This is a genomic window from Rhodococcus sp. Z13_19A, from assembly GCF_058133575.1.
In genome coordinates, this window is sequence record NZ_JBYUNN010000001.1 from 477,283 (window position 1) to 495,253 (window position 17,971).

The window sequence follows — 17,971 nt, forward strand, 5'->3', positions numbered from 1 at the left end:
GCGTTGGTCGAATGTCGCGTAGTTCGAGACGCCGTCTCTGGCCACTTCCCCTACCGCTCAGCACCGCAGCGCTGCCCGCGACCGGGTGCACCGTCCACTGTGGCCGCCCGTCGTCGATCCCCGCGCACGTCCCCTTGTCGCCCCTGGAGGCTTCGATGACGACCCACCTCGCCCGTCCGCCCGCCCGCCCCCGCCGGCGGCTGCGCCGCCACCTCGGCGCCGTCGCCGCCGGCTGCGCCCTGCTGCTGCTGACCGCCTGCGGGGGGACGACCGGTGCGGAGTCCACCGGTGGAGGCGGCTCCGGGGACGCGGCGGCGCCGCTGGTCTACGGAATCTTCGCGACGCCGCTGGAGGAGCCCTGGGACGGCGCGATCCACACCGCGCTCACCAAGGCCGCCGACGAGGGCAAGATCCGCTACAAGCACGTGGACAACCTGAAGACCTCGGACTCGCTGGAGCGCTCCCTGCGCGACATCGCGCGCACCGAGAAGCCCGCCGCCATCATGGGTGACGCGTTCGCGGCCGAGGAGGCCGTGCGGAAGGTGGCCGCGGAGTTCCCGACCATCCCGTTCGTCTTCGGGTCCGGGGGCAAGCCCGTCGCACCGAACATGAGCGTCTTCGACAACTGGATGCAGGACCCCGCCTACCTGGCCGGAATGCTGGCCGGAGGCCTCACCAAGACCAACACCATCGGGGTGGTCGGGGCCATGCCCATCCCCGAGGTCAACCGGATCGTCAACGCCTTCGTGCAGGGCATCAAGGCCACCAACTCCCAGGCCACGGTGAAGGTGTCCTTCATCAACACCTTCTTCGACCCGGCGGCGGCCAAGCAGTCGGCCCAGGCCCAGATCGCCGCCGGTGCCGACGTCCTCTTCGCCGAGCGTGACGGCGTGATCGCCGCCGCCAAGGAGGCGAACATCCCGGTCGTCGGCATGATGACCGACCAGTCCGCGGACGGGCCCAAGCACGTGGCGACGTCGCTGATCTGGAACGTCAGCCCCACCGTGGAGGCCGTGATCAAGCAGGCCACCGGCGGGCCCGAGGCCGTCGACCTCGGCAAGTTCTCCTTCATGAACGTGGGCGGCAGCGCACTGGCCCCCCTGAACACCGACGTGGTCGGGGGCATCCCCGACGCGCTGGCCAAGCAGGTGGCCGCCAAGGAGCAGGAGATCAAGAGCGGGGCGTTCGTCACGCCGGTGGACGAGAGCGCACCGGCCGGCTCCATCGTGGTCGCGGGCGAGTGAGCGCACCGGCAGCGCGTGCACCCCACCGCGAGGCCGGCCCCGGCGAACCCCTCATCGAGCTGCGCGAGATCGGCAAGCGCTACGGCGACCTGGTGGCCAACGACGGCGTGACGCTGTCGGTGGCCGCCGGCGAGGTGGTCGCCATGCTCGGGGAGAACGGCGCGGGAAAGTCCACCCTGATGAAGATCGTCTACGGGCTGGTGCGAGCGGACTCCGGGACCATCTGGATGGGCGGCCGGGAGCTGGCCATCAGCTCGCCCCGGGACGCCATGGCTGCCGGGATCGGGATGGTGACGCAGGAGTTCTCCCTGGTGGAGACCATGACGGTCACCGAGAACGTGGCCCTGTCCGGCATCGGTCTCGGCCGGGTGGACCTGCGCGCGGCCCGGCGCCGCGTGGTGGCGGCGATGGAGCGGATCGGGGTGTCGCTGAACCCGGACGCGCTGGTGTCCACGCTGTCCATCGGCGAGCGCCAGCGCGTGGAGATCGTCAAGGCCCTCTTCCACGACTGCCGGGTGCTGATCCTGGACGAGCCCACCGCGGTGCTGGTGCCGCAGGACGTGCGGGCGCTGTTCAGCACCGTGGAGCGGCTGCGCGCCGCCGGCCTCGGGGTGCTGTTCGTCTCGCACAAGCTGCGCGAGGTGGCGGAGATCTCCGACCGGGTGGTGGTGCTGCGCAAGGGTCGGCTGGTGGCCACCCGGCGGACCGCCGACGTGGACGTGACCACCCTGGCCGCCCTGATGATGGGCATCGCCGACGACGCACCGCCGCCGTCGACGGAGGCGGCCACGGCGGTGGGCCTGCCCACCGAGACCACACCGACCGCACCCGCCGAGCCCACCCCGGCCGCGCCCGTGCCCCCGGCCGGGTCCGCCGAGGCGGAGCCGGTGCTCCAGCTGAGCGGGCTGTCGGCGCAGCGGGGCGGTCGCACGGTGCTCGACGGGGTGGACCTGGTGGTGCGCCCCGGGGAGATCGTGGGCATCGCGGGCATCTCCGGCAACGGGCAGACCGAGCTGATGGACGTGCTGTGCGCGGTGCAGGCACCGTCGCAGGGCACGATTTGCGTGGCCGGCACCGACGTGACGCGGCTGGGCAGCGGCGCTCGCCTGGCTGCCGGGCTCGGGCGGCTCACCGAGGACCGCAAGGGCAGCGTGGCGCCCACCATGAGCGTCGCCGACAACCTGGTGCTGGAGGACCTCGCCGCCTACACCCGCCGCGGGCTGCTCGACCGCTCCGCGGTGCGGGCGCACGCCGAGGAGATGATCGAGCGGTTCGCCATCCGGGCCAAGCCGGGCGACGCCATCGGCACGCTCTCCGGCGGCAACGTGCAGAAGGTCCTGCTGGCCCGTGCGCTGGCCCGCCGGCCCCGGGTCCTCGTGGTGGCCCAGCCCACCCGGGGGCTGGACGTGGGCGCCTACCGGTACGTGCACACCCAGCTGCAGCAGCTGCGCAGCTCCGGCGCCGGCGTGGTGGTGATCTCCGAGGACCTGGACGAGATCACCAGCCTCTGCGACCGGATCGCGGTGCTCTTCCGCGGCCAGGTCGTCGGCGAGCTCTCCGGCGCCGACGCCACCCCCGAGCGACTGGGCCTGATGATGGCCGGCGAGGCAGTGGCCGTCATGAGCGAGCGAAGCGACGTGGGAACGACGTCATGAGAATGGTCCTGCGTGGCCACGAGCCGCGCTGGGTGGCCCCTGCCGCGGTGGCTTTGGCCATCCTCGTCACCGTCGCCCTCACCGCCATCCCCATCCGCCTCGCCGGCGCCAACCCGCCGGCGGCGTTCGAGCGGTACCTGTTCACCCCGCTGAGCTCCACGGCAAACCTCTACGAGGTGCTGCTCACGGCCACCCCGCTGCTGTTCACCGGGCTGGCGGTGGCCATCGCCTTCCGTGCCGGCTACTGGAACATCGGCGCGGAGGGGCAGTTCCTGGCCGGCGCCATCGGCACCACGGCCATCGGCCTGGGCCTGCCCGACCTGCCTGCCCCGCTGGCCCTTCCGCTCGGCTTCCTCGCCGGAGCCCTGGGCGGCGTGCTGTGGGCGACCCTGCCCGCGTGGCTCAAGCGGCGCGCCAACATCGACGAGGTGGTCACCACGCTGCTGCTCAACCCGGTGGCCCTGCTCGTGGTGCAGGGCCTGCTGGTCGGGCCCTGGCGCAACTCCAGCAGTGGCTTCACCGACTCCGACCGGATCGGCCACGGCTACGACCTGCCGGCGCTGCTTCCCGGCACCCGGGTGCACTGGGGATTCGCCGTGGCCCTCGTGGCGGTCGTCCTCACCTGGCTGGTGATGTCGCGGACGGCGACCGGGGTGCGCATCAGGGCCGCCGGCCAGGCACCGCAGGCAGCCGCGTTCAGCGGCATCGCCGTGGGCCGCCTGCAGTGGCGGTGCGCGCTGGTCTCCGGCGGTGTCGCCGGCCTGGGCGGCGCCTCCCAGGTGATGGGCGTGCAGCACCAGCTGACGGCGGGCATCAGCAACAGCTACGGCTACACCGGCGTCATCATCGCCACCCTCGCCGGGCTGAGCGCGGTGGGCGTGCTGCTCGTCGCCGGCCTGCTCGCCGACATCACCGTGGGCGCGGAGAACGTCTCGCTGGTGCTGCAGGTGCCCGCCCAGCTCGGCCGCGTGTTCAGCGCCCTGCTGCTGCTGGTCGTGCTCTCGGCGATGATGTGGCGCCGCTACCGCGTCCAGCTGCGCACCCACACCCGCCGGCGATCACGGTCGAGCGCGCCCGAGGAGGTACCCGCATGAGCATCAACGTCCTCGCCCTCATCGGCGCGATGCTCACCATCGCCACCCCGCTGGTCTGGGCGGGCGTGGGCGAGCTGGTGGTGGAGCGCACCGGCATCCTGAACCTGGGCATCGAGGGCACCATGTACCTGGGCGCCTTCGCCGGCTTCCTGACGGCCGTGCGCACCGGCTCACCGTGGCTCGGGCTGCTCGTGGCCATCGTGGCCGGGATGCTCGCCGGGGTGCTGATGGGTCTGCTCACCGTCACCCTGGGGCTCAACCAGCACGTCTCCGGCATCGGCCTGACCCTGCTGCTGGTGGCGGCCTGCGAGTTCACCTTCCGGCTGCTCTACGCCGGCGACCGCCCCACCATGGAGCGCAAGTTCGAGGTGCTGCTGGCCGACGTGCAGGTGCTCAACCAGCACTGGCTCACCTACCTGGCGTTCCTGGTGCTGGCCCCTGGGGCCTGGTGGGTGCTGCGCTCGACCGGCGTGGGCTACCGCCTGCGGGCGGTGGGGGAGAACTTCGAGGCCGCCGAGGTGGCCGGAATCTCGGTGACGCGCACGCGCTACGCGGCGCTGGTGGTCGGCAGCGCCTTCATGGCCATCGGCGGCGCCTTCCTCACCCTGGCCGTGCTCGGCAGCTTCACCCTGGACATCATCAACGGCCGGGGCTGGGTGTGCATCGCGCTGGTGATCTTCGCCAAGTGGCGGGTGTGGCCGGCCCTCGGGGGTGCACTCATCTTCGCGGTGACCGACGCGCTGCAGCTGCAGCTGGCCATCACCGCCACGTTCAGCCAGATCCCCCGTGAGCTGATGCTGGCGCTGCCCTACCTGGCCGTGATCGCCGCCCTCTTCGTCTGGGGCCGCAAGGTCCGCTACCCCGCCTCCTACCTCAAGGCCTACCGCCGTGCCTGACTCCGCTGCGCCTGACTCCTCTGCGCCCGACCCCACTGCGCCCGACCCCTTTTGCGAACGGATGCACCATGACTGACCCGACCCTGACCGACGAGGCCCTGCTCGCCCACGCCCTGGCGGCGGCCCGCACGAGCCTGGCCGAGGGTGGCATCCCGATCGGCGCCGCTCTCGCCCACGACGGCGAGATCCTCGGGGTCGGCCACAACCGGCGGGTGCAGGACAACAGCGCCATCCGGCACGGCGAGACCGACTGCCTGGAGAACATCGGACGGCTGCCGGCATCGGTCTACGCCGGCGCCACCATGGTCACCACGCTGTCCCCGTGCGACATGTGCACCGGCGCGATCCTGCTCTACGGCATCCCGCGGGTGGTCATCGGGGAGAACAGCAACTTCACCGGGGGCGAGGACCTGCTGCGCTCGCGCGGGGTGCAGGTGGTGGTGCTCGACGACGCCGAGTGCACCGAGATGATGGCGGCCTTCATCGCCGACCAGCCGCAGCTGTGGCACGAGGACATCGGCGAGCAGGGCTGACGGCCAGCCGGCCGGCCCGGCGGGGCCGGCCGGGCACGAGCTAGCCGCGCGCCAGAGCGGGGCTGGTTGGGCTGGCCGCGAGAGCCTCGCCGAACGTCGTGGGTGCCCGCCCCAGCAGCCCGGCCAGCACCCGCGGGTTGCCCACCAGGCCGTGCCGGTCGTAGTAGTCGAACATCGCCAGCAGGTCCTGGCGGGTCCTGGCATCGAGCTCGGGCACGGTGGCCGACCAGTCCTCGGCGGACTGTGCACGGGCCTGCACGTCCCGGCCGAGCACCGCGCTCAGGCACGCGGCCATCGCCACGGTGTCCAGCACGGCCGGACCGCACAGCTCGTAGCTGGCGTGGGTGTGGCCCGCCTCGGTGAGCACCACTGCGGCGGCCTCGGCCACGTCGGCCAGGTTCACCGGGGTGAACGGCGCCGTGGTGCGGTAGGGCACGGTGAGCACCCCGGTGCGGCGCACCAGCTCCACCGCCACGTTCTGCGCGTAGCTGGCCGGCTGCAGGATCGTCCAGTCCAGCCCGCTGCCGCGCAGCACCCGCTCGCTGTCGGCCTTGCGCAGGTGGTGCGGCATGTCCGGCAGGTAGGGCGCGAGCACGCTGTGCAGCACGAACCGGCGGGCGCCGCACTGCTGCGCCGCCGTCACCGCGATGCGGGTCAGCCCCACCTCGTCCGGGTGCATGTTGGGGGCGACGTGGTACATCGCGTGGTGGCCGTCCAGCGCCGCCCGCACGCGCGCCGGGTCGCCAAGGTCCACCACCACCGCTCGAGCTGCCCCGGCGGCCAGCGCTGCCGGTCGTTGCTCCGCCCGCCGCACCAGCGCGGTGACGGCGAGCCCGCGGGCCGTGCAGGCTCGGGTCACCGCCAGGCCGGTCTTGCCGGCCGCCCCGCTCACCACCACGGTGGACGGGGCGGCCGCCGAGCGGGTCAGCGCCGTCGGCCGAGCAGACCGCCGACCAGCACTCCCACCAGGGTGAGGACCGCGCCGAGCACCGCGCCGGGCAGCAGGCCGTCACCGGCCAACCCGGGCAGGCCACCGGCCGTGCTGGGGCTGCTGGGTGCGGTGAACACCCCGGGCTGGGGCACCGGGGCACCGGCATCCGTGGTCGCGGCGGCACCCGCCGGCACAGCCACCGGGGCAGCGACCGGAGCGGCACTCTTGCCGGTGATCACGTCGTCGACGGCCTTGAAGAACTCACCGGCCATCTTCTTGGTGACGCCGATGAGCATGCGCTGGCCCACGCCCGCCACCGCACCGCCGATGACGGCGTCGGCGTCGTAGGTCAGCTGGGTGGTGCCGTCGCCGCCGTCGGCCAGCTTCACCCGCACCTCGGCGCTGACCGTGCCGGGACCGCCGGCCCCGGACGCCTTCATCAGGAACGAGCTCGGCTCCTCCTGCTCGCACAGCGTCACCTCGCCGGTGTAGGTGCCCTTGATCGAGGCGACCCCGGCGGTGACCACCATCGCGTACTCGTCCTTGCCGGTGGCCTCTAGGCGCTCACAGCCGGGAATGGTGCGCACCAGGACGGCCGGGTCGTTCAGCGCGTCCCAGACCTTGTCGACCGGGGCGTGCAGCTGGGCTTTTCCACTGACCTTCATCGTGTGCTCTCCTCTGAGTGGGTGCGGCGAAGCTCGAAGAGCTCGCTCGGCGAGATGGGCATCGCGGTGATCGGGAAGCCCTCGGCGTCCTCGATGGCCGAGGCGATCGCGGCAGAGGTGGGAATGACCCCAGCCTCTCCGGCGCCCTTGATGCCCAGCGGGTTCAGCGGTGACGGAGTCACCAGGTGGTCGATCTCGATCTTCTTGGGGACCTCGGTGACGTAGGGCATCAGGAAGTCCATGAAGGACGCGTTCTGCAGCTGGCCGGAGTCGTCGTAGGCCATCCGCTCGTACAGCGCGCCGCCCACTCCCTGGGCCACCCCGCCGTGGATCTGGCCCTCGACGATCCGGGGGTTGATCAGGTTGCCGCAGTCGTGCACCACGCAGTACCGCAGGATGGTGATCTCGGCGGTGTCCGGGTCGGTCTCCACCACCACCGCGTGGATGCCGGCGGCGAAGGTGGACTGCATCGGCGAGAAGAACGACCGGCCCTCCAGGCCCGGCTCCTCCCCGTCGGCCACCGGCGGCTTGCTGGTGTCGCCGACCGCGAACTGGGTGGCCAGCGCCGAGGACTCGTCGAAGGCGTAGCGCAACGGGTTGGACAGCACGGCGATGGTGGCGAGCGAGACACCGGTGCCCGGAGCACCGACCACGCGAACCGTCCCGTCCACGATCTCCAGGTCCGACGCGTCCACCTCCAGCGCCTCGGCGGCGAGCGTGAGCGCCTTGTCCCGCACCACCCGGGTGGCCAGCGCGATGGCCGAGCCGCTCATCACCGCCGCACGGGAGGCGAAGGTGCCGACCGCGTAGCCCATGCGGCGGGTGTCGCCGGTGACCACCTCGACGTCGGAGACCGCCACGCCCAGCTCGTCGGCGACGATCTGGGCGAACGCCGTCTGGTGCCCCTGGCCCTGGGAGGTCAGCCCGGTGGCCACCTTCACCTTGCCGGAGGGCTCGATGACCACGTGCCCGCCCTCGTACGGCCCCGCACCGGTGCCCTCCACGTAGCACCCGATGCCGATCCCCACGGTGCGCCCCTCGGCGCGGGCGGCGTCACGGTAGGCGGTGAAGTCGTCCCAGCCCACCAGCTCCTTGGCCTTGGCCAGCAGGGTGGGGTAGTCGCCCGAGTCGTAGATCAGCGGCCGACCGTCCTGGAAGGTCATCTGGTGGTCGTAGGGCATCTCCTCCGGCTGGATGAAGTTGCGCTCGCGCACCACGGTGCGGTCCAGGCCGAGCTCGGCGGCGATGGCGTCCATCGTGCGCTCCATGACGAACACCCCCTGCGGCCGGCCTGCGCCGCGGTAGGGGATCACGATGAGGGTGTTGGTGTAGAGGGAGTCGAACGTCACCCGGTAGGCGCCGGGCTTGTACGGGCCCAGCAGCTGGGTGGAGGTGTTGTGCGGGACGATCACGCCGTAGGGGATGTACGCGCCGTGGTCGTGCCAGAACCGGACGTCCAGCCCGAGGATGCGACCGTCGTCGTCGAAGCCGACCCGCACGTGGTGCAGCTGCGCCCGCTCGTGGGCGCTGGCCACGAAGTGCTCGCGCCGGTCCTCGGTGAACTTCACCGGCTGCCCCAGCACCTTGGCCGCCCACGGCACCAGCACCTCCTCCGGCCACGGGTGCATGATCTTGACGCCGAAGCCGCCGCCGGTGTCCGGGGTGATCACGTCCACGTCGGCCAGCGCGAGGCGGAGCTTGGCGGCCACCGCCGCGCGAACCCCGGTGGAGGTCTGCGTGGAGGTCCACATCCGCAGGCGCCCGGCCTGGGTGTCCCAGCGGGCGAGCACGCCGCGGCCCTCCATCGGGGTGGCGGCGGAGCGCTCGATGGACAGGTCCAGCTCCAGGGTGTGCGCCGCCCCGGCGATCGCGGTGTCCACGTCGCCCACGTTCTGCACGCAGCTGGCGGCGACGTTGCCCGGCACGTCCTCGTGCACCAGGTGAGTGGCCTCGCGGGCCGCCTCGATCCCCACCACGGGCTTGAGCGGCCGGTAGCTGACGACGATGCGCTCGACGGCGTCCTCGGCGACGTAGCGGTCGGTGGCCACCACCATCACCACCGGCTCGCCCACGTGGTTGACCTCGTCGCGTGCCAGGGCGTACTGGGTGCGCCCGTGGGTCAGCGAGGGGTGCGGGATGAGCAGCGGCATCGGCTCGGCGACGCGGTCGGGCAGGTCCTCGTAGGTGTAGACGGCCACCAGCCCGTCGATCTCCAGCGCACCGGAGACGTCCACGTCGAGGACCTCCGCGTGCGCGTGCGGGCTGCGCACGAAGGCCACGGCGAGGGCGTCGTTGCCGAGGTCGTCGAGGTAGGCGCCGTCGCCGCGGACCAGGCGGTCGTCCTCCACCCGGGCGATGGGCTCGCCGAACATCTTGGTGGTCACGAGGTCGCCCGCTCTCGCTGCAGCTTCGCGGCGCAGTGCACCGCGGCCACGATGTTCTGGTAGCCGGTGCAGCGGCACAGGTTGCCGCCGATGAGCTCGCGCGCCTGCTCGTCGTCGGGGTCGGGGTTCTCCCGCAGCCCCGCGGTGATGGTGGTGAGGAAGCCGGGGGTGCAGAAGCCGCACTGCAGGCCGTGGCAGTCGGAGAACGCCTGCTGCACCGGGGAGAGGGTGCCGTCGGGCTCGGCGAGCCCCTCGACGGTGGTCACCTCGCCACCGTCGGCGGAGACGGCGAACATCAGGCAGGCCCGGGTGGGGGCACCGTCGAACAGCACGGTGCACGCACCGCACACGCCGTGCTCGCAGCCCACGTGGGTGCCGGTCAGCCCCAGGTCCTGGCGGAGGCAGTCCGACAGCAGCCGGCGCGCCGGGACTCGCACCTCGTGGGTGGTCCCGTTGACCGTGATTCGTACGTCGTGGAGCTCTTCAGTCATGCCGCGTTCCTTTCACGTGCCGCCGTGTGCGCCTGGGCGAGTGCGCGCCTGGTGAGCACGACGGCGAGCTGTCGCCGGTAGTCCGCTGTCGCGTGGATGTCCGGGTCGGGGTCGAGGTTGTCGCCGACGAAGCCGGCCACGTCGCCGCTGCCGTCGGCGCCACAGGCCTCGCTGAGGTCGAGGACCACCGGGGTGGCCGACACCGACAGGTACGCCGCGCGGGCGGAGCTGATGGCGCCGTCCGGCCCCAGCTGGACGTGGGCGGCGACGCCGCAGACGGCGTAGTCGCCGTGGCGTCGGGCCACCTCGACGAACGCGGTGCCGGCCGCCGGGTCGAGCACCGGGAAGCTGGCCTCCACCGCGAGCTCACCGGGGGCCACCGCCGACTCCATCGGGCCCAGGAAGAAGTCCTCGGCGGCCACCTCCCGCTCACCGGCGGCGGTGGCCACCCGCACCGTGCCCCCGAGCAGGGCCAGCACTGCGGTCATCTCCCCGGAGGGGTCGGCGTGCACGATGCTGCCCACCGTCGTGCCCCGGTTGCGGATGGTGGCGTGGGCGACCATCTGCAGCCCCTGGCCGAGCAACGGCTGAGCCGCGGCGGCGTCGGGGTCCCGCAGCACCGCGGCGTGCCGGGCGAGGGCCCCCACCCGCACCTGCCCGTCCGCCACCCGCACGTAGGCCAGCTCGGCCAGGCGGTTGATGTCCACGAGGTGCTGCGGGGCAGCCAGGCGCATCGACATGATCGGCAGCAGCGACTGGCCGCCGGCGAGCACCTTTCCGTCAGTGCCCAGCGAGTCGAGGGTGGTCAGTGCCTCCTCGAGAGACTCCGGCCGGGAGTACCCGAATGTGGACGGTTTCAACGACGATCGTCTCCTTGGGTTTCGGCGGTGCCGGGCACGACTACGGCGTCGGGGGCACGGCCTTCGGGGATGCGGTTCGGCTCCTGCAGCCCTTCCCGCAGGTGGGCCGGCGCGAACGGGCGGACGCAGTGGTAGAAGACCAGCACGATGATGGAGCCCAGGGCGATGCCGCTGATCGAGAAGCTGTCGGTGAAGTCCAGCGCCACTCCGCCGATGCCGGCGACGAGGCCCGCGGCGAGCGGGATGAGGTTCACCGGGTTCGCGAAGTCGACGCGGTTCTCCACCCAGATCTTGGCGCCGAGCAGGCCGATCATCCCGTAGAGCACCACCGTGATCCCCCCGAGCACGCCACCAGGCGTGGCGCTGACCACGGCCCCGAACTTGGGGCAGAAGCCGAGCAGCACGGCGACGGCGGCCGCCACCCAGTAGGCCGCGGTGGAGTACACCCTGGTCGCCGCCATCACGCCGATGTTCTCGGCGTAGGTGGTGGTCGGCGACCCGCCGACGGCGCTGGCCAGCGCGGTGCCGACGCCGTCACCGATGAAGGCGCGGCCGAGGTAGCGGTCGAGGTTCTCGCCGGTCATCTCGCTGACCGCCTTCACGTGGCCGGCGTTCTCTGCGACCAGCGCGATGACGGCCGGCAGCACCAGCAGGATGAAGGTCATGTTGAAGCTCGGCGCGTGCCAGCCGGCGACCGTCTCCGACCCGTCGGCGGCGAACAGCGACTTCTGCGGGAAGCCGATCCAGTCGGCGCTGCGCACGCTCGACCAGTCGATGCGGTAGTGGTCCACCGGGGTGTCGCTGGTCGGGGTGATCGAGTGGATCACCCCGAAGACGCGGTCGAACACCCAGGAGAGGGCGTAGCCCAGGACGAGGCCCAGGAAGATGGCGATCCGGGACCAGAAGCCGCGGAAGATCACGGTCGCGATCACCAGGAAGACCATGACGATGAAGCCGATCCACTGGTCCTGCGGCCAGTACACGCTGGCGACCACGGGTGCGAGGTTGAAGCCGATGAGCATGACGACGGCCCCGCTGACCGCCGGTGGCAGCACCTTCTGCACCACGCCCCCGCCGGCGAAGTGCACGATCACGCCGATCACCACGATCAGCAGGCCGGCGACCAGGATGGACCCGGTGACCTCCCGGGAGTTCCCGCCCTGGGCGCGGATCGCCGCGACCGCAGCCACGAAGGACGCCGAGGTGCCCAGGTAGGAGGGGATCTTGCCCTTCACGATGAGCAGGAACAGGATCGTCGCGACCCCGGACATCAGGATCGCGAGGTTCGGGTTCAGGCCCATGACCACCGGGAACACGAAGGTGGCGCCGAACATGGCCACCACGTGCTGGGTGCCCAGCCCCACGGTGCGGGGCCACGACAGCCGCTCGTCGGGACGAACCACCTCGCCTGGCGGTGGGGTCTTGCCCCCGTAAACCAGCTTCCATCCCACTGCGGACATCTGAGCCGTCCTTTCGGTTGCCGATCTACCCACATCGCAACGTCAACCGCCGCCTGTGATCGCGCTCACTCAGGACGTTATGGCGGCCGACAGCCTCGATCATGGGCAGATCTTGACGAAGCCCGCGGACACCGTCGGTAGTTGCGAGGAGAGCCAGAATCGCCGCTGGTTGTTTCCGCAGGGGGCCACGCATGTTGCTCGTTGATGACGAAGATGTCACACAGAGTGACCACTGAGCGGGTCTCCGCTGGTCGGTCGGCTACAGGCCGCGCATCTCCACCACGCGCAGCGCCAGCGCAAGGTCCAGGCGCAGGTTCGCGTCGGCGGTGAACCGGCCGACGATGCCCTCGAGCTTGCCGATGCGGTACCGCAGCGTGTTGTAGTGGAAGTGCAGGACCCGTGCCGTCTCGGCGACGTTGCAGTTGGTGTCCAGCAGCGCCTGCAGGGTCTGGCGCAGGTCCCTGGCCTCGTCGGTGTCCGCGGCGAGGGAGCCGAGCACCTCGCTGGCGAAGGTGTGCAGCTCGGCGCTGTCGCTGACCAGGGAGAGCAGCCGGTGCACCCCCAGGTTGTCGAAGTGCGCCAGCGCCCCGTTGCCCCGCATCCGGCGGCCCACCAGCACGGCCTTGCGGGCCTGCTCGTAGGCGTCCGGGAGGTCGGCGACCGAGCTGATCACCCGGCTGACCCCGGTGCTGAAGAGGTGCCGGCCACCACCGCGGTCGCCGGTGACCGCCGCGACCAGGTCGTCGAGGACGTCCACGGCGTTGTCCGCCCGGACCGGGATCAGGGCCACCACCTCGTGGCTGAACCCCACCACCGGAGCGGCCCGGTCCCGGCGGCGGACCACCTGCTGCCACGCGGCGGTGAGGCGCTCCTGCGGCTGCCGGGCCGAGGCCGGCGGTGAGGACGGCGCGTCCCCCGTGGTCTCCTCCTCGGGGTCGAGCTGGGCCACCACCACCACCATGCTGCGACGGACGTCCCAGTCCAGCTGCGCGCAGTGCTCCGCCACCTGCTCCGGCGACCCGGCGGTGCCGGCGAGCACCTCCCGCAGGTAGTCGCCGCGGAACTTCGACTCCACGGCGGACACGGCGAGCCGCTTGGTGACGGCCAGCGCCACCACGGTCGCGGCCCGCTCCAGCGCCTGCACCGTGACCGCGCCCAGGCCGCCGGCGGGGGCGTAGGCGACGATCAGGCCGTGGTCGGTGCCCCCGGCGATCACCGGGGCCACCGCGATCTGACCGGGCAGCTCGCCCGGACTCTCCTGCAGGCCGTGGCGCAGCCGCTCGGTGCGCAGCCGCCCGGAGGGGTCGAACAGCGGCAGGGCCTCCAGCGCGTCCCGGTCGGCCAGCCCTCCTGCCGTGGTCTGCACCCGGCCGTCGGGGGAGCAGATGAGCACCGCAGCCTCGAACAGCGCCGACACCTCGTCGGCGATCTGCGGCAGGTCACCGCCCTCCAGCACGATCGTGGTCAGGGCCCGGTGCGTGCGGTCGGCGACGTCCAGCGTCATCGACTGCCGGTCGATCAGGTGCATGAACACCTCCGACATCACCTCGTCGAACCCCACGTCACGGGGGATGAGGAACAACGGGAAGCTCAGCCGCTCGGCGGCGTCGATCATCGCCCGGGGCAGCTCGTCGAGGTAGCGGCCCGCCTTGACCCCGAGTGCGGCCGCGCCGCAGCGCACGAGGCCCTCGACCAGGTCCACCAGGGCCCGCGGGTCGAACGGCTGCGCGGTGTCGCCGAAGCGGATGGGGAACCCGGTGGTCAGCAGCAGCACGTCCGGCTTCACCCACGGCAGGATGTCCGGCACCTCGATGACGTTGACGCCACGCACGTTGCGGTGCAGCCCGCTGGCCCCGCTGACCAGCGTCGAGCCGGCCAGGCTGGGCAGGGAGATCAGCTCGTGGACCGCCAGGGCAGCCCCGAGACGTGCTGGCAGATCCTGTGCCTGTGAGTCCACAATGTTGGCAACGTCTTCCATGGGGTGACCGTACTCGGGGGGGTTAGCGTCCAGGCATCATGCATATCCCTGGCGCCTCGAGCACGGCCATCCGTGCGGTGACCGCGGGACCGCTGCAACCTGCGCAGTGGCTCGGGGCGGTGGACGCTGCGCTGTACTTCGCCACCACTGGACCGGGCTCCACCGTGTTCGCGGTGCTCAGCCACGACGCCGTGCGCCTGCCCTGCGGGCTGGTGCTGGCCACCACCACGGCCGAGCTTCCGCTGGCCAGCCTCGCTCCGGCCCGCGCGCTGCGCGAGCACCAGGGCGTGGTGGTGGGCGAGGGCTGCATCGAGTGGCTCGGCCCGGACGGCGCGGTGACGGTGGTGGCCGCACGGCAGTGGTCGCCGCTGCGGGTCCGCCCAGGTGCACCCCGACCGGGTGCGCTGACCGAGCTGCGGGCCCTGCTCGCCGGCCGCGAGATCGGCCTGGAGCCCCACCGGCTGGCGGAGCTCACGAAGGGCGCCACCGCCGCGGCCGTGGCCGGGCTGCTCGGCCGCGGGCCGGGACTGACCCCCAGCGGTGACGACGTGCTCGCCGGGTACCTGGTGGGCGCCGGCGCGTTCGGCCTGCCGGTCGAGGAGCTGCGGCGCTCGGTGGCCGCGCGCTCGGGCCAGGCCACCAGCGCCCTGTCGGCCCAGCTGCTGCGGCACGCCGCACAGCACGAGGCCGTGGCCGAGCTGGTCGAGCTGGTCGCCGCGCTCACCCACTCCCCTGCCGAGCTGACCCCTGTCCTCACCCGACTGCTCCAGGTCGGCCACACCTCCGGTGCGGCCCTGGCCTGGGGCGTCCTGCTCGCCGGCGAGCGTGCCGGCCGGCACCACCCTGTTCTGTCTATCCCCCATGGAGGCCACCGGTGACTGTGCACCACGTCGAGGCACGACCAGGCGCGTACGCGGACTCGGTCACGCTGATGCAAGTCAGCCGAAAAGCCGGCGACACCGACGGCGCCGAGGGGGTGCTGGTGGCGATGGCCACCGAGCTCAACCTCGACCTGCTGCGCGGCATGGGCTTCGAGGAGCCCGACGGCATCGGCCCGAACGACCTGTTCGTCGCCGTGCGCGCCCGTGACGACGCCGCGCTGGCGCAGGTGCTCTCGGTGGTCACCGAGGCCCTGGCCGCCCGCCCGACCGCCTCGGGTGGCTCCTTCGCCGAGATGCCCCCGCGCACGGTGTCCGCCGCCGCGCGCAGCACCGGCCCGGCGCTGGTGCTCATCTCGCTGCCCGGCCAGCACGCCTTCGTGGAGGCGATGGACGCCCTGGACGCCGGCTGCGACGTGATGATCTTCTCCGACAACGTCAGCGTGGAGCAGGAGGTCCAGCTCAAGGAGGCTGCGGCCGCCCGGGGCCTGCTGGTGCTCGGCCCCGACTGCGGCACCGCCGTGGTCGGCGGGATCGGCCTCGGCTTCGCCCACACCGTGGAGCCCGGACCGGTCGGCCTCGTCGCCGCCTCCGGCACCGGCGCCCAGCAGATCCTGTGCCTGCTCGACGCCGCGGGCACCGGCGTGACCGCCGCGCTCGGGGTCGGGGGTCGCGACCTGTCCACCGCAGTCGGTGGGCGCTCCACCCGCGCCGCGCTGGTGGCCCTGGACGAGGACCCCGCCACCGAGCTCATCGTGCTGGTCTCCAAGCCGCCCGCCCCCGAGGTCGCCGAGGAGCTGGCCGCCTTCGCCGCCACGCTCTCCACGCCGGTGCAGCTGGCGCTGCTCGGGGCCGGCCGCCCCGACCTGACCGCGGCCACCGAGGATGCCCTGCGGGCGGTCGGCGCCGCGGTGCCGGAGTGGCAGCACTGGGCGGGCCCGCAGGCGCAGCCGCGCACTGGCGCCCTGCGTGGGCTCTTCGCCGGCGGCACGCTCTGCGACGAGGCCATGGTCATCGCCAGCGAGCGCTTCGGCGAGATCGCCTCGAACATCCCGCTGCGCCCGGAGTGGCGACTCGATCCCCGCACCCCGGCCACCGGGCACGCGATGATCGACTTCGGCGACGACGAGCTGACCGCCGGGCGCCCGCACCCGATGATCGACCCGTCGCTGCGCCTGGAGCGCCTGGCCAAGGAAGCCCTCGACCCGGACACCGCCGTCATCCTGATGGACGTGGTGCTCGGCCACGGCGCCCACCCCGACCCGGCCGCCGAGCTGGCCCCGGCGATCGCCGCGGCCCGGGAGAGCGGCGACGTCTCCGTCGTGCTCTCGCTGGTCGGCGCCAAGGGTGACCCGCAGAACCTCACCGCCCAAGCCCGTGCCCTCAACGATGCCGGGGCGCACGTGTTCACCTCCAACGCGCAAGCCGCCCGGTTCGCGTGCGACCTGATTGCGAGCCGATGATGACCGAGCTCCTGCGCCGAGACCCCCAGCTGATCACCGCCGGGGTCGACCTGTTCGCTGATGCCGCCCAGAGCCAGGCCGCGCGCGTCACGCGCGTCGACTGGGCGCCGCCGATGGCCGCGACCACCGACGACCTGGACGCCGTGCTCGCTGACGCCCGGCGCGTGGAGGCCAACGCCCTGGCGGTGCAGCGCATGCTGGCCGTCCGCGCCATGGTGGTCGACGTGGTTCCCGCCGCCGAGGCGCTCGGCCTCGGCCCCCACGACCTGCTGCACGCCGGCCCCCCGATCGACTGGGGGCGCGCCTCCGGTCCGATGCGGGGTGCGCTGATGGGTGCGGCCCTGTTCGAGAACCTGGTCACCGACCCCGAGGACGCGGCGGGGCTGCTCCAGCGCGGCGAGATCACCCTGGACCCCTGCCACCACCACGACGCGGTGGGCCCGATGGCCGGCGTGGTGTCGGCCTCCATGTGGGTCTTCGTCATCGAGGACCCCGCCACCGGGCGCCGCACCTACTGCTCGCTGAACGAGGGGCTGGGCAAGGTGCTGCGCTACGGCGCCTACTCCGAGGAGGTCATCACCCGGCTGCGCTGGATGTCCGCCGTGCTCGGGCCGGTGCTGCAGACCGCGATCCGGGCGCACGGCCCCATCGACGTGACCTCGATCCTGGCGCAGATGGTGCAGATGGGCGACGAGGCCCACAACCGCAACCGGGCCGGCACGCTGATGCTGCTGCGCGAGCTGATGCCGGCGATCATCGAGTCCGGCTTCCCCTCCGCCGACCTGGCCGAGGCCGCCCGCTTTGTCGCCGGCAACGACCACTTCTTCCTCAACCTGGCCATGCCCGCCTGCAAGCTGGCGCTGGACGCCGCCCGGGACATCCCCGGCTCCACCATGGTGGTGGCCATGGCGCGCAACGGCACCGACTTCGGCATCCAGGTCTCCGGCACCGGCGACCAGTGGTTCACCGGCCCCGCGCAGGTGCCCGAGGGCCTCTTCCTCGGCGACTACGGCCCGGAGGACGCCAACCCCGACATCGGTGACTCCGCCATCACCGAGACCGCCGGCCTCGGTGGCTTCGCGATGGCGGCGGCACCGGCCATCGTCCGCTTCGTCGGCGGCACGGTGTCCGACGCGCTGGCCAACACCCGTCGGATGTACGAGATCACCCTGGCCGAGCACAACATGTACTCGGTGCCGGTGCTGGACTTCCGGGGCACCCCGGCCGGCATCGACGTCACCAAGGTGGTGCGCACCGGCATCCTGCCGCAGATCAACACCGGCATGGCCGGCAAGGTCGCCGGCACCGGCCAGGTGGGCGCCGGCCTGGTCACCCCACCGGCGGAGATCTTCCCCGCCGCGCTGGCCGAGCTCGCCCGCCGCACGGCCTGACGCGGGCGGCCCTGCGCCTCGCCCGCCCGCCACCCTCACCCCGACCTG

At 72.5% G+C, this 17,971-nt stretch carries 15 protein-coding genes; 8 read left to right on the forward strand and 7 right to left on the reverse strand.

Features of this window, described 5'->3' with window-relative positions:
* The first annotated feature begins 155 nt into the window (after positions 1-155).
* The 5 genes from AC3YNX_RS02210 (at position 156) to AC3YNX_RS02230 (ending at position 5,422) form a co-directional block, all read left to right on the forward strand.
* Complete coding sequence (locus AC3YNX_RS02210; protein WP_489994466.1) at positions 156-1,244, forward strand: BMP family protein; 1,089 nt, start codon at positions 156-158, stop codon at positions 1,242-1,244.
* Positions 1,241-2,899, forward strand: coding sequence for an ABC transporter ATP-binding protein (locus AC3YNX_RS02215; RefSeq protein ID WP_489994467.1), 1,659 nt, complete (start codon positions 1,241-1,243; stop codon positions 2,897-2,899). Before AC3YNX_RS02210 ends, AC3YNX_RS02215 begins: the two co-directional genes overlap by 4 nt.
* Positions 2,896-3,993 carry an ABC transporter permease gene (locus tag AC3YNX_RS02220; protein ID WP_489994468.1) on the forward strand — a complete coding sequence of 366 codons (1,098 nt, stop codon included), beginning with the start codon at positions 2,896-2,898 and terminating at the stop codon, positions 3,991-3,993. Before AC3YNX_RS02215 ends, AC3YNX_RS02220 begins: the two co-directional genes overlap by 4 nt.
* Positions 3,990-4,889, forward strand: a complete 900-nt coding sequence (locus AC3YNX_RS02225; RefSeq protein ID WP_489981978.1) for an ABC transporter permease — start codon at positions 3,990-3,992, stop codon at positions 4,887-4,889. The genes AC3YNX_RS02220 and AC3YNX_RS02225 overlap by 4 nt, the downstream gene beginning before the upstream one ends.
* 68 nt (positions 4,890-4,957) lie before the next feature.
* Positions 4,958-5,422 carry a nucleoside deaminase gene (locus AC3YNX_RS02230; protein WP_489981979.1) on the forward strand — a complete coding sequence of 155 codons (465 nt, stop codon included), beginning with the start codon at positions 4,958-4,960 and terminating at the stop codon, positions 5,420-5,422.
* 40 nt (positions 5,423-5,462) lie between these two features.
* Here AC3YNX_RS02230 and AC3YNX_RS02235 read toward each other — a convergent pair whose 3' ends face one another.
* The 7 genes from AC3YNX_RS02235 to AC3YNX_RS02265 all read right to left on the reverse strand — a co-directional run bounded on the left by AC3YNX_RS02235 (position 5,463) and on the right by AC3YNX_RS02265 (position 14,191).
* Positions 5,463-6,314, reverse strand: coding sequence for an SDR family oxidoreductase (locus tag AC3YNX_RS02235; RefSeq protein ID WP_489994469.1), 852 nt, complete (start codon positions 6,312-6,314; stop codon positions 5,463-5,465).
* A 32-nt stretch (positions 6,315-6,346) separates the two neighbouring features.
* Entirely contained in the window at positions 6,347-7,018 is a 672-nt protein-coding gene (locus tag AC3YNX_RS02240) for an SRPBCC family protein (protein WP_489994470.1), read from the reverse strand.
* A complete protein-coding gene (gene cutA / locus AC3YNX_RS02245) occupies positions 7,015-9,390 on the reverse strand; it encodes an aerobic carbon-monoxide dehydrogenase large subunit (protein WP_489994966.1) in 2,376 nt (791 codons plus the stop codon). Before cutA ends, AC3YNX_RS02240 begins: the two co-directional genes overlap by 4 nt.
* A gap of 8 nt (positions 9,391-9,398) precedes the next feature.
* Entirely contained in the window at positions 9,399-9,893 is a 495-nt protein-coding gene (locus AC3YNX_RS02250) for a (2Fe-2S)-binding protein (protein WP_489994471.1), read from the reverse strand.
* Complete coding sequence (locus AC3YNX_RS02255) at positions 9,890-10,753, reverse strand: FAD binding domain-containing protein (protein ID WP_489981982.1); 864 nt, start codon at positions 10,751-10,753, stop codon at positions 9,890-9,892. The genes AC3YNX_RS02250 and AC3YNX_RS02255 overlap by 4 nt, the downstream gene beginning before the upstream one ends.
* A complete protein-coding gene (locus AC3YNX_RS02260) occupies positions 10,750-12,213 on the reverse strand; it encodes a uracil-xanthine permease family protein (protein WP_489994472.1) in 1,464 nt (487 codons plus the stop codon). The genes AC3YNX_RS02255 and AC3YNX_RS02260 overlap by 4 nt, the downstream gene beginning before the upstream one ends.
* Before the next feature lie 259 nt (positions 12,214-12,472).
* Positions 12,473-14,191: a PucR family transcriptional regulator gene (locus AC3YNX_RS02265; protein WP_489994473.1), complete on the reverse strand. Its 1,719-nt coding sequence runs from the start codon at positions 14,189-14,191 to the stop codon at positions 12,473-12,475.
* Between the two features lie 38 nt (positions 14,192-14,229).
* On the opposite strand from AC3YNX_RS02265, the gene AC3YNX_RS02270 reads away from it, so the two are divergent.
* Genes AC3YNX_RS02270 through AC3YNX_RS02280 form a run of 3 tightly spaced genes read left to right on the forward strand, consistent with a single transcriptional unit; the run spans position 14,230 to position 17,923 of the window.
* Complete coding sequence (locus tag AC3YNX_RS02270; protein WP_489994474.1) at positions 14,230-15,069, forward strand: oxamate carbamoyltransferase subunit AllH family protein; 840 nt, start codon at positions 14,230-14,232, stop codon at positions 15,067-15,069.
* The gene (locus AC3YNX_RS02275) at positions 15,066-16,532 is read left to right on the forward strand and encodes an AllF/FdrA family protein (RefSeq protein ID WP_489981985.1); all 1,467 of its coding nucleotides are present in this window, start codon (positions 15,066-15,068) and stop codon (positions 16,530-16,532) included. The genes AC3YNX_RS02270 and AC3YNX_RS02275 overlap by 4 nt, the downstream gene beginning before the upstream one ends.
* Entirely contained in the window at positions 16,532-17,923 is a 1,392-nt protein-coding gene (locus AC3YNX_RS02280) for a YlbE family protein (protein WP_489994475.1), read from the forward strand. Before AC3YNX_RS02275 ends, AC3YNX_RS02280 begins: the two co-directional genes overlap by 1 nt.
* Positions 17,924-17,971: the final 48 nt, after the last annotated feature.

Bases quoted from the DNA above. Each gene is read 5' to 3' on its own strand.
- AC3YNX_RS02210 (WP_489994466.1), top strand. From the start codon at position 156: ATGACGACCCACCTCGCCCGTCCGCCCGCCCGCCCCCGCCGGCGGCTG.
- AC3YNX_RS02220 (WP_489994468.1), top strand. From the start codon at position 2,896: ATGAGAATGGTCCTGCGTGGCCACGAGCCGCGCTGGGTGGCCCCTGCC.
- AC3YNX_RS02225 (WP_489981978.1), top strand. From the start codon at position 3,990: ATGAGCATCAACGTCCTCGCCCTCATCGGCGCGATGCTCACCATCGCC.
- AC3YNX_RS02230 (WP_489981979.1), top strand. From the start codon at position 4,958: ATGACTGACCCGACCCTGACCGACGAGGCCCTGCTCGCCCACGCCCTG.
- AC3YNX_RS02240 (WP_489994470.1), bottom strand. From the start codon at position 7,018: ATGAAGGTCAGTGGAAAAGCCCAGCTGCACGCCCCGGTCGACAAGGTC.
- cutA (WP_489994966.1), bottom strand. From the start codon at position 9,390: ATGTTCGGCGAGCCCATCGCCCGGGTGGAGGACGACCGCCTGGTCCGC.
- AC3YNX_RS02250 (WP_489994471.1), bottom strand. From the start codon at position 9,893: ATGACTGAAGAGCTCCACGACGTACGAATCACGGTCAACGGGACCACC.
- AC3YNX_RS02260 (WP_489994472.1), bottom strand. From the start codon at position 12,213: ATGTCCGCAGTGGGATGGAAGCTGGTTTACGGGGGCAAGACCCCACCG.
- AC3YNX_RS02265 (WP_489994473.1), bottom strand. From the start codon at position 14,191: ATGGAAGACGTTGCCAACATTGTGGACTCACAGGCACAGGATCTGCCA.
- AC3YNX_RS02270 (WP_489994474.1), top strand. From the start codon at position 14,230: ATGCATATCCCTGGCGCCTCGAGCACGGCCATCCGTGCGGTGACCGCG.
- AC3YNX_RS02280 (WP_489994475.1), top strand. From the start codon at position 16,532: ATGACCGAGCTCCTGCGCCGAGACCCCCAGCTGATCACCGCCGGGGTC.